Consider the following 17,000-nt stretch of genomic DNA (forward strand, 5'->3'; position numbering starts at 1 on the left):
GCCTTTAAAAATAGTTATGAGTTGCAACAATATAAACAAAAATGCAAAAAATAGCAACCGGACAGACAAACCGGATCAAAAAGGTCCAGGCGCGTCTGAAATAAAAAATATTGGCATGCTGCTCGATTTCAGACCGAACCGCCTGTATTCCCCACCGGTATCCAACGAACACGGAAATGAGCAGTGCTCCGAGCGTCAGGGAATAGTTGCCGAGCAGAATATTCAAAAGATCAAGAAATCCCATGCCCATACCGGGAATGGCGCTCAGCCAGTTAACACCGCCAAAGGAGATAGCTGAGGGAATTCCGAAAACAATGGTAATCGCCGCGACAATTAGGGCGGCTTTGCGGCGTTTCCACTTGTGTTCATCAACCAGATAGCTGACACAAACTTCGAATAGAGATATCGTAGAGGTCAGAGCCGCAACACTCAGCAGCAGAAAAAATCCGGCGCCGAAAATACCGCCAAGAGGCATTTCGTTGAAAATCGTCGGCAAAACCACAAACACCAGTCCGGCGCCGCCCTCCGGATCAATATTCATTGCAAACAACGCGGGAAAAATCAGAAAACCGGCCATAATTGCAATGGCCGTGTCGAACAGACACACCCAGCCCGCGGAAACAATCAAATTATCGGTTTTGGATATATAACTTCCATAGGTGATCATAGCCCCCATACCCAGACTCAGGGAAAAAAGCGCCTGCCCCAAAGCCATGACCACTGTAACCGGAGTGATTTGTGAAAAATCCGGGTTGAGATAAAACTGCAACCCTTTACCGGCGCCGGGCAGAGTGACAGAGCGAAGGGTGAGTAAAATCAACAGAATGAGCAGTTATAGGCATCAATATCTTGACCCAGCGTTCGATACCGCCGGAAATACCTCCCATGACCACCATCGAGGTCAGAGTGACAAACACAAGCAAAAGCGCCAGATTCAAAGCGGGATCTCCGACGAATTGGGTAAACAGTTCCACTGATTCTTCGGAACTGAGCGCCTTTGCAAAGTGCCGGCCAGAAGTTTTAAAAAAATATCCAACGGTCCACCCGGCAATCACCGAGTAATAGGATAAAATACCGATGCCGGTCAGAACACCGAGCATACCCACACCTTTCCACAGGCCTTTGGGCACGATTTTGCGAAAGGCTCCCACCGGATTGAGCTGAGTGGCCCGACCCAGGGACAATTCAGCAATCATCACCGGCAGTCCGATCAACACAACAAATCCGATGTACAAAAGTACAAACGCCGCGCCGCCGTTTTCGCCGGTGACATAGGGAAACCGCCAGATATTGCCCAGCCCGATCGCAGAGCCGGCGGCTGCAAATACAAATGCTATTCTCGACCCCCACGCGCCTCGTTTCGCATTATCCTGATCCACTCGCTCGCCTCTATTTTATTTCAAAGATGACATTTACAGTATAAATATGATTCAGTTCTCCGGTATACGCGAACGGCTCGGTCCGGCGCTGCAGAGACAGTTCAGGGCCCGCATCAAAATCGGATAAATGTGCATCCACATAAGCATCCGCCATACTGTACAACACAGACGCACCCAGCCACCACAGCGACAGGTTGCGGTTATCCCAGTAAAAATCGCGTTCGCTCTCGGAATCAGCCTGTTTCATGTACTGATGCAGTACAACAGCATTGGTGATCAAACCAACTTGGGCGCCGGCGATAATCGTACCTTTCAGCCATTTGCCGTTATAAAACTGCCCCCATCCGGGAACAATTGCCGATCGCAGCATGGCTCCCCGGGGATCCTTACTCCGGCTGCTGTCTGTGTCCGCCTCTAAAGCCGAACTTGGGCTGCACAGAGCGGTGATCAAAACGATATAAACCAGAGTATACCGCATCATGAGCGGACCGCAGCAATGGCTTCGATCTCAATACGACCGTTTTTCGGAAGCGCAGCCACCTGGACCACGGATCGTGCCGGTTTGTGCTCTCCAAACATCTGAATGAATATGTCATTCACGGTCTGAAAATCTGCAATATCCACAAGAAAAACAGTAATTTTTACCACATCGAACAATGTCAATCCAGCGTCATCCAGCACAGCCTGAATATTTTTCAGGGCCTGACGGCATTGATCAGCAGAAGAGCTGGAGACCAATTCGCCTGTATCCGGATTCAGGCCCAGTTGACCAGAGGTGTAAATGAAATCTTTTGCGGATATCCGCAACGCCTGACTGTAGGGTCCGATGGCTTGCGGCGCTTTGTCAGTTTGAATGATCTGCATTTTTTACTCTATTGTTTTGAATGGGGGTGTGATAGCCGGTTCAGGAGCGGTCTTTGGTTTCGTCATCCACAAAACGAACGTCTTCGATATCCTCATCGCGCACATTCAGCGGATCCTCTTTGCCTTTTCCATGCACCTCAACGGGCGGTTCTGGCGGTTTGAACAAACCAGAAACAATTTTACCGACAAAATATAATCCCACACCCAGTAAAAGTAATCTTAACATTTTAGTCTCTCAAGTAAATATTCTAAACTATTAATATGCGATTTTTTTCAAATGAAATCAAGTAATACTTGCGGGTACACTAAATTCAGAATTTCACCAATCTTGTTTGCTCCGGACAGAAATATTCTACAGGACAAACACGGCAGTTCTTTTACGGAAATACAGGACAGCTGTTCCAGAATCTGTAAAAACAGACAAAAACAACATGATTTAGAGAAACAATCTATACAATATTCGTATATTCTGATAGAATTACACTGGAGAACAACATGGCACAGCCTTTCATTTTGCCGGTTTCTTTGTTTCAAAAAACCTCGCTTTGCAAGCATGTTGAGCAACAGGTTAATGAGTTTCAAAACACCTGGCACCGCTCAGCGCGTCACTGTCTGCCCCTCATCCGACTCTATAAGAAAAGTGACCAGCAGCGAAGAGAAGCTCTGCTGCGACAGTTTATCACACAGATCCAGACTGAGGACGTAGCGAATCGAATCGAAGAAAAAAGCGTACAGAAGGACCTGTTTGCCAAAGTCCATTCTTTATTCCGCTCGGGCCTGGACATTGATGCCCCCAGCCTGGACCTGATCCTGTCACCGGACTGCAAAGCTTCAACGGAACTGTTTATCCGTAAAGCCAGAACCTTTGACGCTTTACTGTCATCCGCAGACCTTTTCCAGGCTTGCCGCAATGTCTGGATCATGAACGGACTGCAGCTCATGCTGAATTTGCCGGTTCGTCTCACAGACTCTATGCTTGCCTACAGTCTGCTGTATCCCTACACGGATAATTATGTCATGATTACCAACCCGCTGCCGGTGAAACAGCAGTTTAATAACCGGTTTGCGCAGCGCCTGGCCGGTTTCCGGTTCTTTGCGCTCAACCAACATGAGGAAAAAATTTATACCTTGGTGGAAATGATCGAAAGTGAATACGACCGCCGGCAATTTCCCCGGGTATTTGAAAGCCTGCTGGCCATTCATCAGGCACAGACAAAAAGCGTCCTGCTCCTGCAATCCGATTTGCTGCCGGAGGATCAAATCCTGCGCATCAGTCTGGAAAAAGGAGGCACTTCTGTTGTGGCCGACGGATATCTGGTGGCCGGTAATCTGAGTTATGACCAGGAACGGTTTATGTTCGGCTATGGCGCCTATCTGCAGCTTCTCGATGACCTGCAGGATGTCAATCAGGATGCCCAGTCCGGTCAACAATCTCTTTTTACGCTCGAGTCCGAACACACAGGTCTGGATGCCATTACCACACAGACATTTAATTTCGGCGAGACCGTTTTGAGCAAAGATTACGGCTTTCCCGGGAAAGATACCCCGATGTACGTGCAACTCATGCAAATCAGCATTCAGCTCATGCTGCTGGAAGCAGCGGGCTTTGCCTGTGACCGGTTCACAGCTCCCTACGTGCGCACCCTTAAACCATTCGCCGTTTCGTTTTTCAGTGTTGCAGGCCATGAAATCCAAGCACGCCCCGTATTACGCATCACTGTTCGGCAAATTGATTTGATAGTCTTGAAAAAAACGCTCCGCATATAAAGCGGAGCGTTGCAGACTAGTTCAGCGGTTCAATATAGAGATTACGGAACTCGATTGCTGAACCTTCGCTTTGAAAACCAATGGGACCACTGATAAAGGACACGTCCGTCACACTGTTCTGCAGCACACCATTCACACGCACGGTCATTTCCGCGCTGTCGCATACGATAGAATAGGTATTCCACTCACCCTCAGGATTTTCACTGCTCTCCTCGAAGCGCGGCGCCTTGTCAAAGCCCTGTTCGTTCCTGATCACCGAATCAGCCTGCGTAACACTGGATGGTCCAATCAGAATAATATCACCCGCGTTTCCGGCCTGCACTGGCATTCGATACAATTCGGCCAGACCTTGTCTTCGCCTGTATATGCAGCAGCACACCGCTGTTGCTGGGTTCATCCAGCCAGCGCCATTCCACATTCAGTTTATAGTTTGAATAGGCTGAATCCGTACGCATATATCCATTCGGCTGCCCCTTGCAGAGGATAGAACTGTCCGTAACAGACCACACATTTTCCGCAGTAACGCTATCATCCGCCAGATAAAATGTCCAGCCGCTGAAATCTTTGCCGTTCCACAGCATGTGCTTTTCAGTCTGCTGTTCCGGCGCACAGCCGGACAAAATCAGAAACACCCCCAACATCAAGACTGAACCTGTACTGATATTTTTAATATTCATACAACATCCTCCTTTATCTTAAATTCACTTGCGCCGGACGTACTCGGCCTTTATTAAATTAGCTTTGCAGCGACCAGCCGTTATGATAGGGTTCTTTCAGCAGGTTGTTGGCCTCCGGATCATTAATAAACTGACCGGAATCGGCATCCCAGTCCAGCCGTTTTTGTCGGCGAACGGCAATATTGCCCAGCAAGACTACCTCTGTCAAGGGGCCGCCATAACCAAACTGCGCACCGGCCGGTTCTCCGCCTTTACAGGCATCAATCCATTCCCGATAATGGCCGACGGAGCGGGAAAGGGTTTTGGGGGGGCGTGTATAGGCCTGCATTTTACTTTCAGGAATAATACGGGGATGGCGTCCGACCGCACTGCTGAGTATGGTGCCCTTGTTTCCAATAAACAAAATGCCGCCATTCCAGTCGCCAAACTTGCGTTCAGCCTCTAAAACTTCCGGCCGCTCCGGTTTCAAGCCGCCGTCATACCAGGTCAACTCGACCGGTGGCATTCCGTCACGGGCGGGAAAATTATAGTAAATAATCGACGCTTTGGGAAACGTTTCTTCAAATAAAGCTGTGGAACTCGCATAAATACTCTCCGGAAATCCCAATTTCAAAGCTTTGATCACCGGATCGAACTGATGACAGCCCATATCTCCAAGCGCTCCCGCGCCAAAATCATACCAACCGCGAAAATTAAATGGATGATAATCGGGATGGTAATGCCGATACGGGGCCGGCCCGATCCACAAGTTCCAGTCCAGATAGGGCGGACAGGAGGGTATGGCCTCGGGCCGCTCAATACCCTGCGGCCATATGGGCCGGTTCGACCATAGATGTGCCTCACGCACATCACCGATGGCGCCGTCCTGAATCCATTCAGCGAGTATACGATGGTCCTCCGAAGCGTTTGTCTGAATACTCATCTGTGTGGCGACCCCGGATTCCGAGGCAGCACGAGTCAGGAGCCTGGATTCATGAACAGTTCGGGTGAGCGGTTTGGCGCAATAGACATGTTTATTTAAGCGAATAGATTCCATTGCCACAACCGCGTGCGTATGATCAGGAGTCCCGATGACCACGCCGTCAATTTCCGGCATGCTGTCCAGCATTTCCCGAAAATCCGCAAACCGGCGCGCATCCGGATAGGCCTCGAATACCGGTTTGGCAAATTCGCTATCGACATCGCAAAGTGCAACAATAGTTTCGCTGCTGACATTCTTGATATAATTTTTACCCACTCCGCCGATCCCTACACCGGCCAGATATAATTTTTCACTGGGAGCCGTGTGCTTTGCACCGCCGAGCACAGAGGCGGGGACAATCATAGCAGCGGCTGCGGAACCTTTTATAAAACTGCGCCTGCTCAATACTCCCATAACCACTCCTTTTTTGAACAGTATTTCATAACAAAAAGTAATAAATAAACAACATCAATATACACAAATAATAGACTTTAAAAAAAGGTTTTTTGCTATCCGAACCCCGTCGCAGCGAAACTCTCTATATCCGTCGGCTGCCAATTTCTTGATTCCGTACAAAACATGTAAAAAAGGGGGAAACACACTGATAAAATTCTATTTATCAAAGAATTGGCTTGTATTTTGCAGCATTTTACGAATATTTTCCAGGCAGAGAACCTGATAATCTTTTTTTCAGATCGGGAAGCTAAACTTGATTTCAAGTGTTATATAAAAAAAGGCATATACTCAATAGCAAAAGGAAGGTACATCATGAAAAAGGCTAATTATATTTTGATTGTATACCTTGGTATCGTATGCATGCTTTTTTCAGCGCCGGCATTCAGTTACAATCTGCTTCACGATGACACGCCGTCCTTTCAACAGCATAAGGCGAGCGAGTTCATTTACACGCGTCCCATCGTGCGGATCGGAGATGTCATTCCCTCAGACCGTTCTCCCCAGCAAAAAAGTGTTGAAACACTGCAACGGGTAATCCGACAGGCTCAGGCCTGGTACCAGGAACAGATGGCGTTGTATGGGTTCGCGTCTAAAACCTTTGAATTTGAAAAGGGCAGCGCCCTCGCCCCCACGGTCAACATCATAGAGGTTGATAAAACAGCGGCTTATTTGCGCCAAAACGTGTGGGACCGCACCATTCAGGCAGCCCGCGCCGCAGGATATAACGTGAGCACGGAACGTCAGGTGTGGTTGTTGATACCGGAAATACACGTCCAGAATTCAGACGGCAGTGTGGACGGGAGTTTTGCCTACGGCAGCGGCGGGCTTGACGGCCGGGATGCCGGCATTGCCATGATCGGCAGCGATGCGTTGGCCGTAATGGGTCTGAATGGCATGAATGATGACAGCTTTATCAACGGAAAAATTATTCCCGGACTCGGTCCCTATCCGGCAAAATTTCCCGTTCATTGGGGCAGTACCGTGAGTAAAGTGACGTCCCTGAACATGGGCGCTATTCTGCATGCTTTGGGTCACGCCTTTGGACTGCCGCATGACGATCGGATTGATCTTTACGCATTCGGGCATCTGATGTCCAGTTCATACCGCAGTGTGCGTTCCGCGTTTTATCCGAACCGCTACCCGAACGAAGCCAGTTTGTTATCCTGGGGCGCGGCATTGCGCCTGGATGTCAGTCACTATTTTAACTTGTCGCTGGGCGACAATGAAGGCCCGAATGTCATCGGCAAAGTGCGGAACACCTCGCCCATCAACGGCAAACTGGTGTTTGAATACTTTATTGACGATCCGAACGGATTGTCGTGTATGTTCCTTTACAATGATTTTTTCCGCAAAGGTGAAAAGAAACTCAATGGCACATCAGCAAAGGGTACCATCGAAATATACGATTATGAAACCGGTGATTCCACAACCTTTGAAATGTGGGCCTATGATAAAGAGGGAAATCTGACGATAGAGGAAATCCAATTTGCACCGACAAACGGTCAGAATCGCGCCCCTTATCCGAGTTTTTTGTGGACCCCGTTCCGCCCGACGCTGGAGAACGGCAACCGTGTGGAATTTTACGCCAACTTGAGCTCGGACCCGGATCACAATAACAATCAACTCCTGTATGAATGGGATTTTGACAGTGATCTGATCTTTGATACCCAGCCCTCAGATAAAAACTCGCATATCAATCAATATGTCAATGCGGGCCCGCATCTGATTCGACTACGCGTCACAGATCCGGCCGGCGCCACGTCCACATCACCGCCGCTTCCCATTTATATTCGGGAAACCATACCGGTGGAACTGGCATCATTTGATGCAGCGGTCCGGAATGGACAGGTATACCTGGCATGGAGCACGGAATCGGAATCCAAAAATTATGGCTTTGCTATTCAGAAAGCCGTCAAAGCTGACAATCCCGACTGGAACACTCTGGATATTGTCAGAGGCCACGGCACCAGCAACAGTCCGCATGAATACAGCTATGTGGATGAACAACCGGGCAGCGGAACCTTGCTGTATCGTCTCAAACAGCTGGATACTGATGGCGCTTTTACGTTTACAGAGGCCAAAGAAGTACAGCTTCAGTCCTATACGGCCTTTCAATTGTTACAGAATCATCCGAACCCCTTTAACTCATCCACGCTAATCCGGTTCAATCTGGAGCGTGAAGAACAGGTTGATTTCAGGTTATACAACCTGCAGGGACAACTCGTACAGTCCCGCGACCTCGGACGACTGGAATCGGGCGCACACAAGATACAACTCTCAGCGGATGATCTGGCGTCCGGTATCTATTTTTATCAAATCAAAAGCGCCAGTCAGGCTGCCATGAAAAAACTGACAATTTTGCGCTGAAATCATAACGGGCGGCTTATGGCCGCCCGTTTTTTTATCCACCCACCTGTTTTTTTCTTTACTGCCCGATTGAAAAAGAAATTAGCGGAAATTATTTTAGCCGTTTTACACATACCTGATTTTTAACCAGAATCAATAACTGTTCAAGTCAGGATCCCCATAATGCAGTTCGGATCATTATTTTGCTTTGCCCTGTTTGGCCACCGAGTTTATGGCCTGCTGCAGCTCTGATTCTTCAGCCAGATAATAATGACGCATGGGCTTTAAGGCATCATCCAGTTCATAGACCAATGGAATGCCTGTCGGGATATTAAGTTTGACAATTTCATCATCGTTTAGCTGATTCAGATATTTCACCAGCGCCCGCAGACTGTTCCCATGTGCAGCAATAATCAGACGTTTTCCGGCCCGGATGTCCGGTACAATCCGTTCGTCCCAGTACTCGATCACCCGCTGTACCGTATCCTTGAGGCATTCTGTTTTCGGCAGCCGGGAACGGTCAATCTCCGCGTAGCGCGGATCATGTCCGGGAAACCGCTCATCCGATTCATTTAGGGCTGGCGGCCGCACATCATAGCTGCGCCGCCACTGCAGCACCTGGTCCTCACCGTGTTCAGCTGCGGTTTCCGCTTTGTTCAAACCCTGCAACGCGCCGTAATGGCGTTCGTTCAGACGCCAGTCGCGGATCACCGGAATCCACATCTGATTCAGCTCATCCATAACGATCCATAACGTACGAATTGCGCGTTTGAGCAGCGATGTATAAGCAATATCAAATTGAAATCCCCTGTCCTTCAGCGATTCAGCGGCTTTGCGCGCTTCGGATTTACCCTTTTCAGCCAAATCCACATCATGCCAACCGGTAAACCGGTTTTCCAGATTCCAATCAGACAAACCATGCCGCAAAAGTACGAGTTTATACATTTTTTCTCCTCATTCACAAGTTACATTGTTTAATACAAGAACGTGAACTCGTGGACGGGAATTCCACTTTAACAGACTAAAGCTCCCGGGCGATCTCTCTTCCCCTTGCCATGACATCATGAAAGTGAATATATTGGAACAAGCTGCTGCGTCCGTTCCGTCTCAAATTGGTAAAGCGTCCAAGATACTGCTCGATTTCTTTGAGTTTTTTTTCATAACCGAGTTCCAGCAGTGGATAAGCGTAATTCAGACGCTGAACGTGTACATCAATAATATGTTTTGGCTTTACCCATCTCAATTTTTTCAGTTGCAATTGTATCTCTGAAATCAATTCAACTTTTACTGTTTTGGATAAAACAGTATCCTGATTCCAGGGGACTTTTATCAGCAGGGACGTTTGATTGCGGGGCGCCATGTATACACTACAATTTTTAGGTTCAGAAATCCTTGTAAAGGGAACGGTTGAATCCGGGAAATATACCGTACCGCAAGTTGTAACAGAGGGCTGATTGATTAAAAACACAAAAAGGATCAGACTGCGATATCTCAGTCGTCTGGAAAAGTCGAGTATATCGGGAGGGGGAGACGGATTGAGCTTGTTCAGGATATCCGGCAATGGCAATTTGCTGACAACCGTTCCGGTCTGTATTTTTTGTTCACCATTAATCTCAAGGGTATGAATCCGATGATCATCGTGAAGCGCGTCTCGTGTACCCCGGGTGTTCAGTCTAATTGATGCCGTGTCGATATATTCTGCCAGCTTTTCCGTGATTTGTCCGAATCCCTGTTCCGGGTAATAGAACGTACCGTCTAAATGCCTGGCCTTGATTTTCGAGGTGGTCAAGCTTTCAATGATAAACGAAGATAACGACAATCCCTCCAGCCGCTTTCCGCTGATATCCGTTGACAATTGACAAGCAGGCAAACCCCATAGCTTTTCAGAATAATTTAACAGAAACTGTTTGGCAATATATTTCCCGTACCGATAAACAGCAAACGATTCAAAGCTATCATCTAAATATTGCTTTTGAAACCGGACTCGTAAAAACTCTGCCGCGGCATTCAAAGTATCTACGATCCCCAAACGTTTCATCAAATTGATGGGAGACAGTGGGAAATTATAATACTGACCGTCCAGATAGATTTGGCTCGGCAAATCAATCGCGGATAGATTTGATCCCAATATGCTTTTCATTTCATGAATTACAGATGAATCTTTGCCATGTTGACGGTGAGCGCCCAAATCATAATAAAATGGACCGAAAGAATTTGTTTTACATAGCCCTCCCACCCTGGACTCGGCCTCAAAAATCGTGAACGATTTACCCGCTTTTGCAGCATAATAACCGACAGCGAGTCCTGCAGCGCCGCCGCCTAAAATCGAAATATCGGCTTTTTCATGTATGGTCATATTTTTGGTCCTGTACAAGTAGTATAGAAAGAGAACAACCAACAGCAGCGGATAATAATGGGGAGACAATGAAAACCCAAGCCATAGCCAATACCGGACAACAGTCCGCGAGCCATTTGCCAGACTGCATATACATGTTCTGCTTGATCATAATCGGGAGCAGGTGCAAAAATCATCAAAATAATTGCAAACAGTGCAATCGAATGAATCGACACTGTTTTATGTCCTGATAACATTTAACAGGCTTGACCGGTGAATTTTACGATAAATCATCGTGTTATCACCACACTCACATTATAAATTTAACCTAAATTGATCGATTTATAAGGGCACCAAATAAAACCGGCGCAAAATGTTGCCGGTGCCGTCTTTTTCTATTTGTTTTCATCTGAAATAACTTCTTATTACGCAATCAACCTTGCTTTTTGAACTGATTTTTCATTAAAGTCAGAGAATTATCAGTGTAACGGCATACTTCTCCCATTGTTTAGCTCTTTAATACGATTAATTTTTATTATGTTTTACGTCACAAATGCGGGTTCATACTCCTCAATGAATGACCATAATTTTAAAATCTTCAGGGAATCATAGACTGTCTGTGTTACCCTTAGTATAATTTTTCCGCCTGTTGTCACAATTTTGGCTGCAAAATCAATCATGATCCGACGAAAGGTATTGGGGTAAGCGGTAACTGGTACTGCTTCACAGGGGATGTCCCTTTTATATGCTTCAAAAAGAAAATGGCTGATGATCATCAAATAGTAAAAAACTCTATTCATACCGAAACGCTTAAATGGTAACTGTTCTCTTCCAGCAAATTCTTTCTGTGATCGGTGTACTAATTCAGCTCTACCTCGACTGTGGTTTAACTCGATAATCTTTTCGGCCTTGAGATAATTGCCACTACCAGCATTGATTAGTTTTTCATCCAGCTCACTGTTTCGGCCTATATTGGTATAGATTACTGAATCCGGTTGTGCAAAATCAAATAAGAGTTGACCATTTTCCTCAGCTTTCTGAGAGGTAAAAATACAACGGCGAAATGTCTTCCATGATTTGAGGCGATTAGCAAATTCGACAAAAGTCCATGTCTGTCTATAAGAACGAAAAGCATCATAACTAAGATTGTTAACATATTGTTTAATATCGTTATATATTTCCCGGCACAAACATAATGAATACCAAGGCGTTGTTCAAAGAACCGAAAGTTCTGGTCATCCATAAAACCACTGTCTGTTAGCAGAATGATTGGAACATCTTTATAGCGACGTCGAATAGCTTTGACCAGACGCCCCACTGACTTTATAAAGTCGCTGCCATGATTACAATGAACATCTCCGGCTCGGAACAGCGCATCAACAACATAAGGCCCCCAACTAATTTGCATAGGCTGGAATCCTTTTTTATTTTTATAGGTCACATTTGAGCCTTCACGCTTTTTAGCGCCGTCATTGTCGAAAACTACGCTGTCACCAAAAAGAATAACTTCTTTGGGTTGTTCAATAATAAGTCGCCAAATAAACATCTCCAACAAAAGAGACCGAAATATCATTTGCCCAACAAAACTGAACTTGCGAAACATCCTTTTGATTTGATGGGATGTTGCCATTTGTTCCGGGCGATTTTCGAGCACGGCAGCATAGGCTTCATCGTTTTTTGACGATCAAAAGAACAGATTGACATATCCGTACCATCAATAAACCAAGCAAAAAGCTGTTTGACAAACTGACGGTATCCCAGTCCTTTAGAAGAGCCTTTTAAAAAGCTAAAAACGTTTTCAAATAGAGAATAGAATCGAATTTGGTCAATATATCTAAGAAAAAACAACAGACCACCACGACCGCTAATTTTATCTTTTGTGATCTCAATTTTTGATATTTTAGGTTGCGTTGTATCGGTTTTTTTCTGCATATTATGGCTACCTTTTGGGTTTTGTTGTTATTCTTTTTATTGGTTACACAACTAAAATAATAACAAACTATTATAAACCCAAAAGGTTTTTTATTTTTTTAAAAACCGCTCAATTTAGGTTTAAAAAATAATTTCTTGATGTGCAAGAAGATAGTCGACAGAGCACCTCTGATGACGATGCCGGGCGGGAAATACGCTATCGGGCATTTTGAAATCCACACGGACGGATTCGGCGCTGCCTGGAACACCCTGTTCGGCGAATGGATGCCGGAGAGCGGTTATCAGCCGGCTGAAGGTCCTTGTTTTAAAGTCTGCAAAACCAACTGCCATGAACACCCGGAAGGCAAGCATGTGATTGATATTTTTGGTCCCGTGGCGCCGCTGTAACCGTCAAAAGACTGAGCGTCGATATTGATTCTAAAGTGACAGGTAATTTTGGCGATTCCCGGTTGTTTTTCACCCGTGGCTCACTTTTAATGATTTCCATTCACAACTGCAAGCGTTCGCATCGCTATCAGAACGGCAGAATCTCCAGGTTATAGGTTTGTTCCACCGGCTGCACCCGGTACTTGGGCAGCGTGCGGATGGCTGTACCCCCGACCCCGGTGACGTCAAAGTCAATGTTCAATGTGTTGAACGGCGCCCGCTGCAGCTGAAAACGATAGACCGCGCGCGACAAATGATCGGTGCTGTAGGGATGCAGACTGAAATTCAGCAATTGATCCGAACGCAAAAGCAAACCGTGTTCCGCATCATTCATAATCCGCAGCCAGCGTACATCGCGCATAGATTGCCGTAATCCTGGGGAATCAGATAAGGCACAATCTCTTGTTCTGCAGTGGATTCATAGACACCGATTTTCGCGCCGGTCTTGCGATCCGGAAAAGTCTCGAACGGTCCTCTGCCGTACCAGCAGATGCGGTTCATCGACTGCGGCAGCCGCAGCTCCAGTCCGCTTTTCGGCAGATGCTCCGGCATAGCGCCACGGGGCACAATAGTTAAACGCAGCAGAATGCGCCCGTCGCCGCGGACGGTCCAGGTCTCCCGACGCTCAAAGCCTGACGTTCCGCTCCCGAGCGAATACGCCTGCACTTCAATGCGAATCGCAGAATCCAGTACAGCAATTTTGACTGTATCCACGCGGTTGCGCATCCGGTCCAGACCCAGCGTGCGCAATTGATTCTCGATGCTGCGTCCCCGTCCGGGCGTTATATGATCGTCACCGTACACCTGGCTGCCCCAGGGATCCATGCTGTTGGCCAGCGGCGCCCGCCAGACCCGGTACCGCGGCGCGGACTGCAGCAGATCGAACTTTTTGTAGATCATACGGACAAACTGACCAAGTTTTCGATTCATTTCATATTCAAATCTCTCGCCCGATAGGATGATCTTGTCATCCTGTTCCGTTATGTTCAAGGGAGGCGCACTTGAATTGACATCCATGGTGGATACAGATCTGATGATTAGCTGCTCCCAGGCTACCTCATGTCCGGCTTGCGCCCAGTCTGTGGATTTTCGCAGACAGAACGACAGGGTCAGGATATACTCGGCGCCTTCCAGTGGAGTAGGCAGAGAAAAGGGCGCCCGGATATCCGTCGACTGTCGCGGGGGCAGATCAAATTGTATCTGTCCGGAATCTATGCTCTCGCCCGCCCTGAGCAGTTCCCATCGGCAGTCCAATTCGTTGAGATTTTTGAAATGATGCCGGTTGCTCACCCTGACCAGCTGTTTTTCCGGATCCAGCATTTCAACCCGAACCGGCTGCGCCGAATGTTTGATCTGCATGAGCTCCGGCTGTGGCTGACGGTCCGGCCAGACAATACCATAGGTTCTCCCGCCCAGTCCGGTGGAATAAAACGACCCGGTTTTATGATCAGATTCAAAATCCAGGCTCAGCAGCGCAGCTTCCGCCAGTTTATCCGCGTTTTTATCCCGCAGATCGCTGATATCAACAGCTGTATCGTAGAGGCGCACATCATCCAGACGCATCGCGGACAAACGTCCGGAGAACTCGCCCTGATCGTGGCGTTCGGCATCGCGGCCCAGGCACAGAGGATACGCCGCGTGACGGATGGCGCCGCTGCATGGCACACGCGCCGTTCTCTGATAATCAATATACAGACTCAACTGCCGGCCGTCATACACGCCGGCCACGTGATGCCAGTTTTCGTACCAATCCTCCGGTACCCCGGTGGCAGCACTGACTCTTTGACCGGTGTGCACATAAAACTCAAGCGAGTCCGGATGCGGCTGCACAAGGCCGTACTGGTAACGGCTTTTGGTCAGAAATGTGTTGGGCATATCCAGACGTTCCGGCCGCACCCAGAACTCGATACTCAGACTGCTCGCCGGGTGATATTTCAGATGCGGATGCCGATACAACTCGATCCAATCGTCATGCCCGCTGAATTCCAGCGCTCGACCTCTACCGCGTTCAACAAAATCAGGTTGTCCCATGACATAGGCATCTACATGATGCGGAGAGGCATCCGGAGTGATCCACACCGGCGCGCGTTACGCCGGGGCTCACCCAGTCCCAGATGGCGCCGCCGGTCAGACGTGAGTAATTATAAATCAAGTCCCAGTATTCATCCAGTCCGCCAATACCGTTACCGGTGGCGGCGAGATATTCGTCCATAAAGGACGGGCGATTGTCATTGCGCGGCGTCTCCAGTCCCTCTGCCAGACGCTGCAGGCGTTCGGGCACCCAGTAACGCGGACCGGTGATATCTTCAAAGGGTATATAAAATGTATTGCCGCCGTACATCCAGGGGCGCGTCGAATCAAGGTCTTTGCCGGTTTCAATAACCGCTTTAATATTTTCACCACTGCCGGATTCATTCCCGGCGCTCCATACCACCACCGAGGGATGGTTGCGGTCGCGGTACACCAGCTTGCGGGCGCGGTCGCAGTACATGGCGCGCCAGGCCGGATCTTTAGATAACTGAATATTGCTGTGGGCTTCGTCATTGACTTCGTCCATCACATAAACCCCCAGTTTGTCGGCCATGTTCAGGTATTCGGGGGTGGGTGGATAATGACTGGTGCGCACACAGTTGATATTGTGCTGTTTCATGAGCACGAGATCCCGGCGCAGGGTTTCCAGCGGCACCGCCTGGCCGTGATCAGGATGGTGCATATGACTGTTGACACCATTAAATTTCACAGGCACGCCATTGATCAACACAGCGTCCCCTTTGATCTCGACCTCGCGGAATCCCAGGTTTTGCGAAAACGCTTCGATTGTGCGTCCTTGCGCGTCCGACAATTGAAAAAGCAGCGTATACAGATTCGGCGTTTCAGCCGACCATTTGCGTGGATCAGCGACCCCGGTACTCAACCGCAGCGTTTTTAAGGATTTCCCGGGCAAAGTCAAATCTTTTCTGAGCGGTTCTTCCAGGATCGAATCCGTGTCATCCAGCACATCAACAGTCAATTGAAAGCCGGAGACCGGTTCCGCACCTGTGTTTTTCAAATCAATTGCCAGATTCAACCGGGCATCGCGATAGTCTTTGTCCAGATCAGTCACTGCAAACACATCTTGAATGCGGGTTCGGGGAACAGCAGACAGTTTTACATCCCGAAAAATACCGGATAGCCGCCACATATCCTGATTTTCCAGAAACGTCGCGTCACAAAACCGCAGCACTTTAACCGCAAGCTGATTTTCGCCGGGTTTGATAAACGGGGTAATATCAAATTCCGCCGGTTCAAAGCTTCCCTCATTGTATCCGGCATACTCGCCATTTACATACACCCAGGCCGCGGATTTGACTCCCTCAAAACGCAGCAGAACATCCCGGTCAGTCCAGGAATACGGCACTGTAAATGTCCGGCGATACAATCCGACCGGATTAAATTCTGTCGGAACATGCGGCGGTTCGGCGCGGAACGACAGAGCGATATTACGGAATTTGGGATAACCATATCCCTGCATCTGCCAATTGGACGGCACCGGGATGCGGTCCCAGTCCGACGCGTCAAAATCAGTCTGATCAAAAGCCTCCGGTACCGCATCAGGATTTTCAACCCATTTAAAATGCCAATCCCCGTTCAACAGCTGATAATAACGGCATTCTGCATCGCGCCCGGTCAGGGCCTGATCAATTTCAGCATATGGAACGTGAAACGCATGCGGTTCAGTCTGATTTTCCTGAAAAACACCGGGATTTAGCCAGCGCGGCAGAGGTTCGTTTGCGGACACAACGGCAGAAAGGATGATACAGCTCATAATCAAGTATTTCATGATCAACTCGTTTAGTTAAAATGTTCGGTTTTTTGAG

General features: G+C 48.1%; 18 protein-coding genes. 3 read left to right on the forward strand and 15 right to left on the reverse strand.

All coding sequences use genetic code 11. The features are described 5' to 3' along the window. Nucleotides 1–4 precede the first annotated feature (4 nt). The 5 genes from U5R06_18205 to U5R06_18225 are packed head-to-tail and all read right to left on the reverse strand — an operon-like array spanning nucleotide 5 to nucleotide 2,469. Entirely contained in the window at nucleotides 5–820 is an 816-nt protein-coding gene (locus tag U5R06_18205; GenBank protein MDZ7724681.1) for a sodium-dependent transporter, read from the reverse strand. Beyond that, nucleotides 774–1,379, reverse strand: coding sequence for a sodium-dependent transporter (locus U5R06_18210; protein ID MDZ7724682.1), 606 nt, complete (start codon nucleotides 1,377–1,379; stop codon nucleotides 774–776). Before U5R06_18210 ends, U5R06_18205 begins: the two co-directional genes overlap by 47 nt. Nucleotides 1,380–1,389: 10 nt before the next feature. Beyond that, nucleotides 1,390–1,860 (reverse strand): DUF5683 domain-containing protein, encoded by a 471-nt coding sequence (locus U5R06_18215; GenBank protein ID MDZ7724683.1) that lies wholly within the window; start codon nucleotides 1,858–1,860, stop codon nucleotides 1,390–1,392. After that, nucleotides 1,857–2,243, reverse strand: a complete 387-nt coding sequence (locus U5R06_18220; protein MDZ7724684.1) for a RidA family protein — start codon at nucleotides 2,241–2,243, stop codon at nucleotides 1,857–1,859. Before U5R06_18220 ends, U5R06_18215 begins: the two co-directional genes overlap by 4 nt. Before the next feature lie 40 nt (nucleotides 2,244–2,283). Beyond that, nucleotides 2,284–2,469, reverse strand: a complete 186-nt coding sequence (locus U5R06_18225; GenBank protein MDZ7724685.1) for a hypothetical protein — start codon at nucleotides 2,467–2,469, stop codon at nucleotides 2,284–2,286. A 269-nt stretch (nucleotides 2,470–2,738) separates the two neighbouring features. Between U5R06_18225 and U5R06_18230 the strand changes: the two genes are divergently transcribed. Next, on the forward strand, nucleotides 2,739–4,010 hold the full coding sequence (locus U5R06_18230; GenBank protein ID MDZ7724686.1) for a hypothetical protein: 1,272 nt from the start codon (nucleotides 2,739–2,741) through the stop codon (nucleotides 4,008–4,010). A 16-nt stretch (nucleotides 4,011–4,026) separates the two neighbouring features. On the opposite strand, the gene U5R06_18235 is transcribed toward U5R06_18230, so the two are convergent. From U5R06_18235 to U5R06_18245, 3 genes are read right to left on the reverse strand one after another with little or no spacing between them, the layout of a single operon-like run. Next, nucleotides 4,027–4,332 (reverse strand): DUF1080 domain-containing protein, encoded by a 306-nt coding sequence (locus tag U5R06_18235; GenBank protein ID MDZ7724687.1) that lies wholly within the window; start codon nucleotides 4,330–4,332, stop codon nucleotides 4,027–4,029. Beyond that, nucleotides 4,310–4,687, reverse strand: a complete 378-nt coding sequence (locus U5R06_18240) for a DUF1080 domain-containing protein (protein MDZ7724688.1) — start codon at nucleotides 4,685–4,687, stop codon at nucleotides 4,310–4,312. The genes U5R06_18235 and U5R06_18240 overlap by 23 nt, the downstream gene beginning before the upstream one ends. 58 nt (nucleotides 4,688–4,745) lie before the next feature. Then, complete coding sequence (locus U5R06_18245) at nucleotides 4,746–6,062, reverse strand: Gfo/Idh/MocA family oxidoreductase (GenBank protein ID MDZ7724689.1); 1,317 nt, start codon at nucleotides 6,060–6,062, stop codon at nucleotides 4,746–4,748. Between the two features lie 354 nt (nucleotides 6,063–6,416). Here U5R06_18245 and U5R06_18250 point away from each other — a divergent pair, with 354 nt between their 5' ends. Then, entirely contained in the window at nucleotides 6,417–8,471 is a 2,055-nt protein-coding gene (locus U5R06_18250) for a T9SS type A sorting domain-containing protein (protein ID MDZ7724690.1), read from the forward strand. Nucleotides 8,472–8,648: 177 nt separating this feature from the next. Here U5R06_18250 and gpmA read toward each other — a convergent pair whose 3' ends face one another. From gpmA to U5R06_18270, 4 genes are all read right to left on the reverse strand, one after another. Then, nucleotides 8,649–9,395 carry a 2,3-diphosphoglycerate-dependent phosphoglycerate mutase gene (gene gpmA, locus U5R06_18255; protein MDZ7724691.1) on the reverse strand — a complete coding sequence of 249 codons (747 nt, stop codon included), beginning with the start codon at nucleotides 9,393–9,395 and terminating at the stop codon, nucleotides 8,649–8,651. A 76-nt stretch (nucleotides 9,396–9,471) separates the two neighbouring features. Then, nucleotides 9,472–10,806 carry an FAD-dependent oxidoreductase gene (locus U5R06_18260; protein ID MDZ7724692.1) on the reverse strand — a complete coding sequence of 445 codons (1,335 nt, stop codon included), beginning with the start codon at nucleotides 10,804–10,806 and terminating at the stop codon, nucleotides 9,472–9,474. 961 nt (nucleotides 10,807–11,767) lie between these two features. After that, on the reverse strand, nucleotides 11,768–12,415 hold the full coding sequence (locus U5R06_18265; GenBank protein ID MDZ7724693.1) for a transposase: 648 nt from the start codon (nucleotides 12,413–12,415) through the stop codon (nucleotides 11,768–11,770). Continuing rightward, nucleotides 12,355–12,717: a hypothetical protein gene (locus U5R06_18270; GenBank protein MDZ7724694.1), complete on the reverse strand. Its 363-nt coding sequence runs from the start codon at nucleotides 12,715–12,717 to the stop codon at nucleotides 12,355–12,357. Before U5R06_18270 ends, U5R06_18265 begins: the two co-directional genes overlap by 61 nt. 171 nt (nucleotides 12,718–12,888) lie before the next feature. Between U5R06_18270 and U5R06_18275 the strand changes: the two genes are divergently transcribed. Further along, nucleotides 12,889–13,104: a GyrI-like domain-containing protein gene (locus U5R06_18275; protein ID MDZ7724695.1), complete on the forward strand. Its 216-nt coding sequence runs from the start codon at nucleotides 12,889–12,891 to the stop codon at nucleotides 13,102–13,104. A gap of 127 nt (nucleotides 13,105–13,231) precedes the next feature. Here U5R06_18275 and U5R06_18280 read toward each other — a convergent pair whose 3' ends face one another. From U5R06_18280 to U5R06_18290, 3 genes are read right to left on the reverse strand one after another with little or no spacing between them, the layout of a single operon-like run. Then, a complete protein-coding gene (locus tag U5R06_18280) occupies nucleotides 13,232–13,504 on the reverse strand; it encodes a hypothetical protein (GenBank protein ID MDZ7724696.1) in 273 nt (90 codons plus the stop codon). After that, complete coding sequence (locus tag U5R06_18285) at nucleotides 13,474–15,222, reverse strand: beta-galactosidase domain 4-containing protein (protein ID MDZ7724697.1); 1,749 nt, start codon at nucleotides 15,220–15,222, stop codon at nucleotides 13,474–13,476. Before U5R06_18285 ends, U5R06_18280 begins: the two co-directional genes overlap by 31 nt. Continuing rightward, nucleotides 15,161–16,963, reverse strand: a complete 1,803-nt coding sequence (locus tag U5R06_18290) for a glycoside hydrolase family 2 TIM barrel-domain containing protein (GenBank protein ID MDZ7724698.1) — start codon at nucleotides 16,961–16,963, stop codon at nucleotides 15,161–15,163. The genes U5R06_18285 and U5R06_18290 overlap by 62 nt, the downstream gene beginning before the upstream one ends. Between the last annotated feature and the right edge of the window lie 37 nt (nucleotides 16,964–17,000).

Source organism: candidate division KSB1 bacterium, from assembly GCA_034521575.1.
In the GTDB taxonomy this organism is placed as follows: Bacteria; Zhuqueibacterota; Zhuqueibacteria; order Residuimicrobiales; family Krinioviventaceae; genus JAXHMJ01.

Bases quoted from the DNA above. Each gene is read 5' to 3' on its own strand.
- U5R06_18280 (MDZ7724696.1), bottom strand. From the start codon at position 13,504: ATGCGCGATGTACGCTGGCTGCGGATTATGAATGATGCGGAACACGGT.
- U5R06_18270 (MDZ7724694.1), bottom strand. From the start codon at position 12,717: ATGCAGAAAAAAACCGATACAACGCAACCTAAAATATCAAAAATTGAG.
- U5R06_18275 (MDZ7724695.1), top strand. From the start codon at position 12,889: ATGACGATGCCGGGCGGGAAATACGCTATCGGGCATTTTGAAATCCAC.
- U5R06_18230 (MDZ7724686.1), top strand. From the start codon at position 2,739: ATGGCACAGCCTTTCATTTTGCCGGTTTCTTTGTTTCAAAAAACCTCG.
- U5R06_18220 (MDZ7724684.1), bottom strand. From the start codon at position 2,243: ATGCAGATCATTCAAACTGACAAAGCGCCGCAAGCCATCGGACCCTAC.
- U5R06_18265 (MDZ7724693.1), bottom strand. From the start codon at position 12,415: ATGGCAACATCCCATCAAATCAAAAGGATGTTTCGCAAGTTCAGTTTT.
- U5R06_18215 (MDZ7724683.1), bottom strand. From the start codon at position 1,860: ATGATGCGGTATACTCTGGTTTATATCGTTTTGATCACCGCTCTGTGC.
- U5R06_18260 (MDZ7724692.1), bottom strand. From the start codon at position 10,806: ATGACCATACATGAAAAAGCCGATATTTCGATTTTAGGCGGCGGCGCT.
- U5R06_18240 (MDZ7724688.1), bottom strand. From the start codon at position 4,687: ATGAATATTAAAAATATCAGTACAGGTTCAGTCTTGATGTTGGGGGTG.
- U5R06_18250 (MDZ7724690.1), top strand. From the start codon at position 6,417: ATGAAAAAGGCTAATTATATTTTGATTGTATACCTTGGTATCGTATGC.
- U5R06_18245 (MDZ7724689.1), bottom strand. From the start codon at position 6,062: ATGGGAGTATTGAGCAGGCGCAGTTTTATAAAAGGTTCCGCAGCCGCT.
- gpmA (MDZ7724691.1), bottom strand. From the start codon at position 9,395: ATGTATAAACTCGTACTTTTGCGGCATGGTTTGTCTGATTGGAATCTG.
- U5R06_18290 (MDZ7724698.1), bottom strand. From the start codon at position 16,963: ATGAAATACTTGATTATGAGCTGTATCATCCTTTCTGCCGTTGTGTCC.
- U5R06_18225 (MDZ7724685.1), bottom strand. From the start codon at position 2,469: ATGTTAAGATTACTTTTACTGGGTGTGGGATTATATTTTGTCGGTAAA.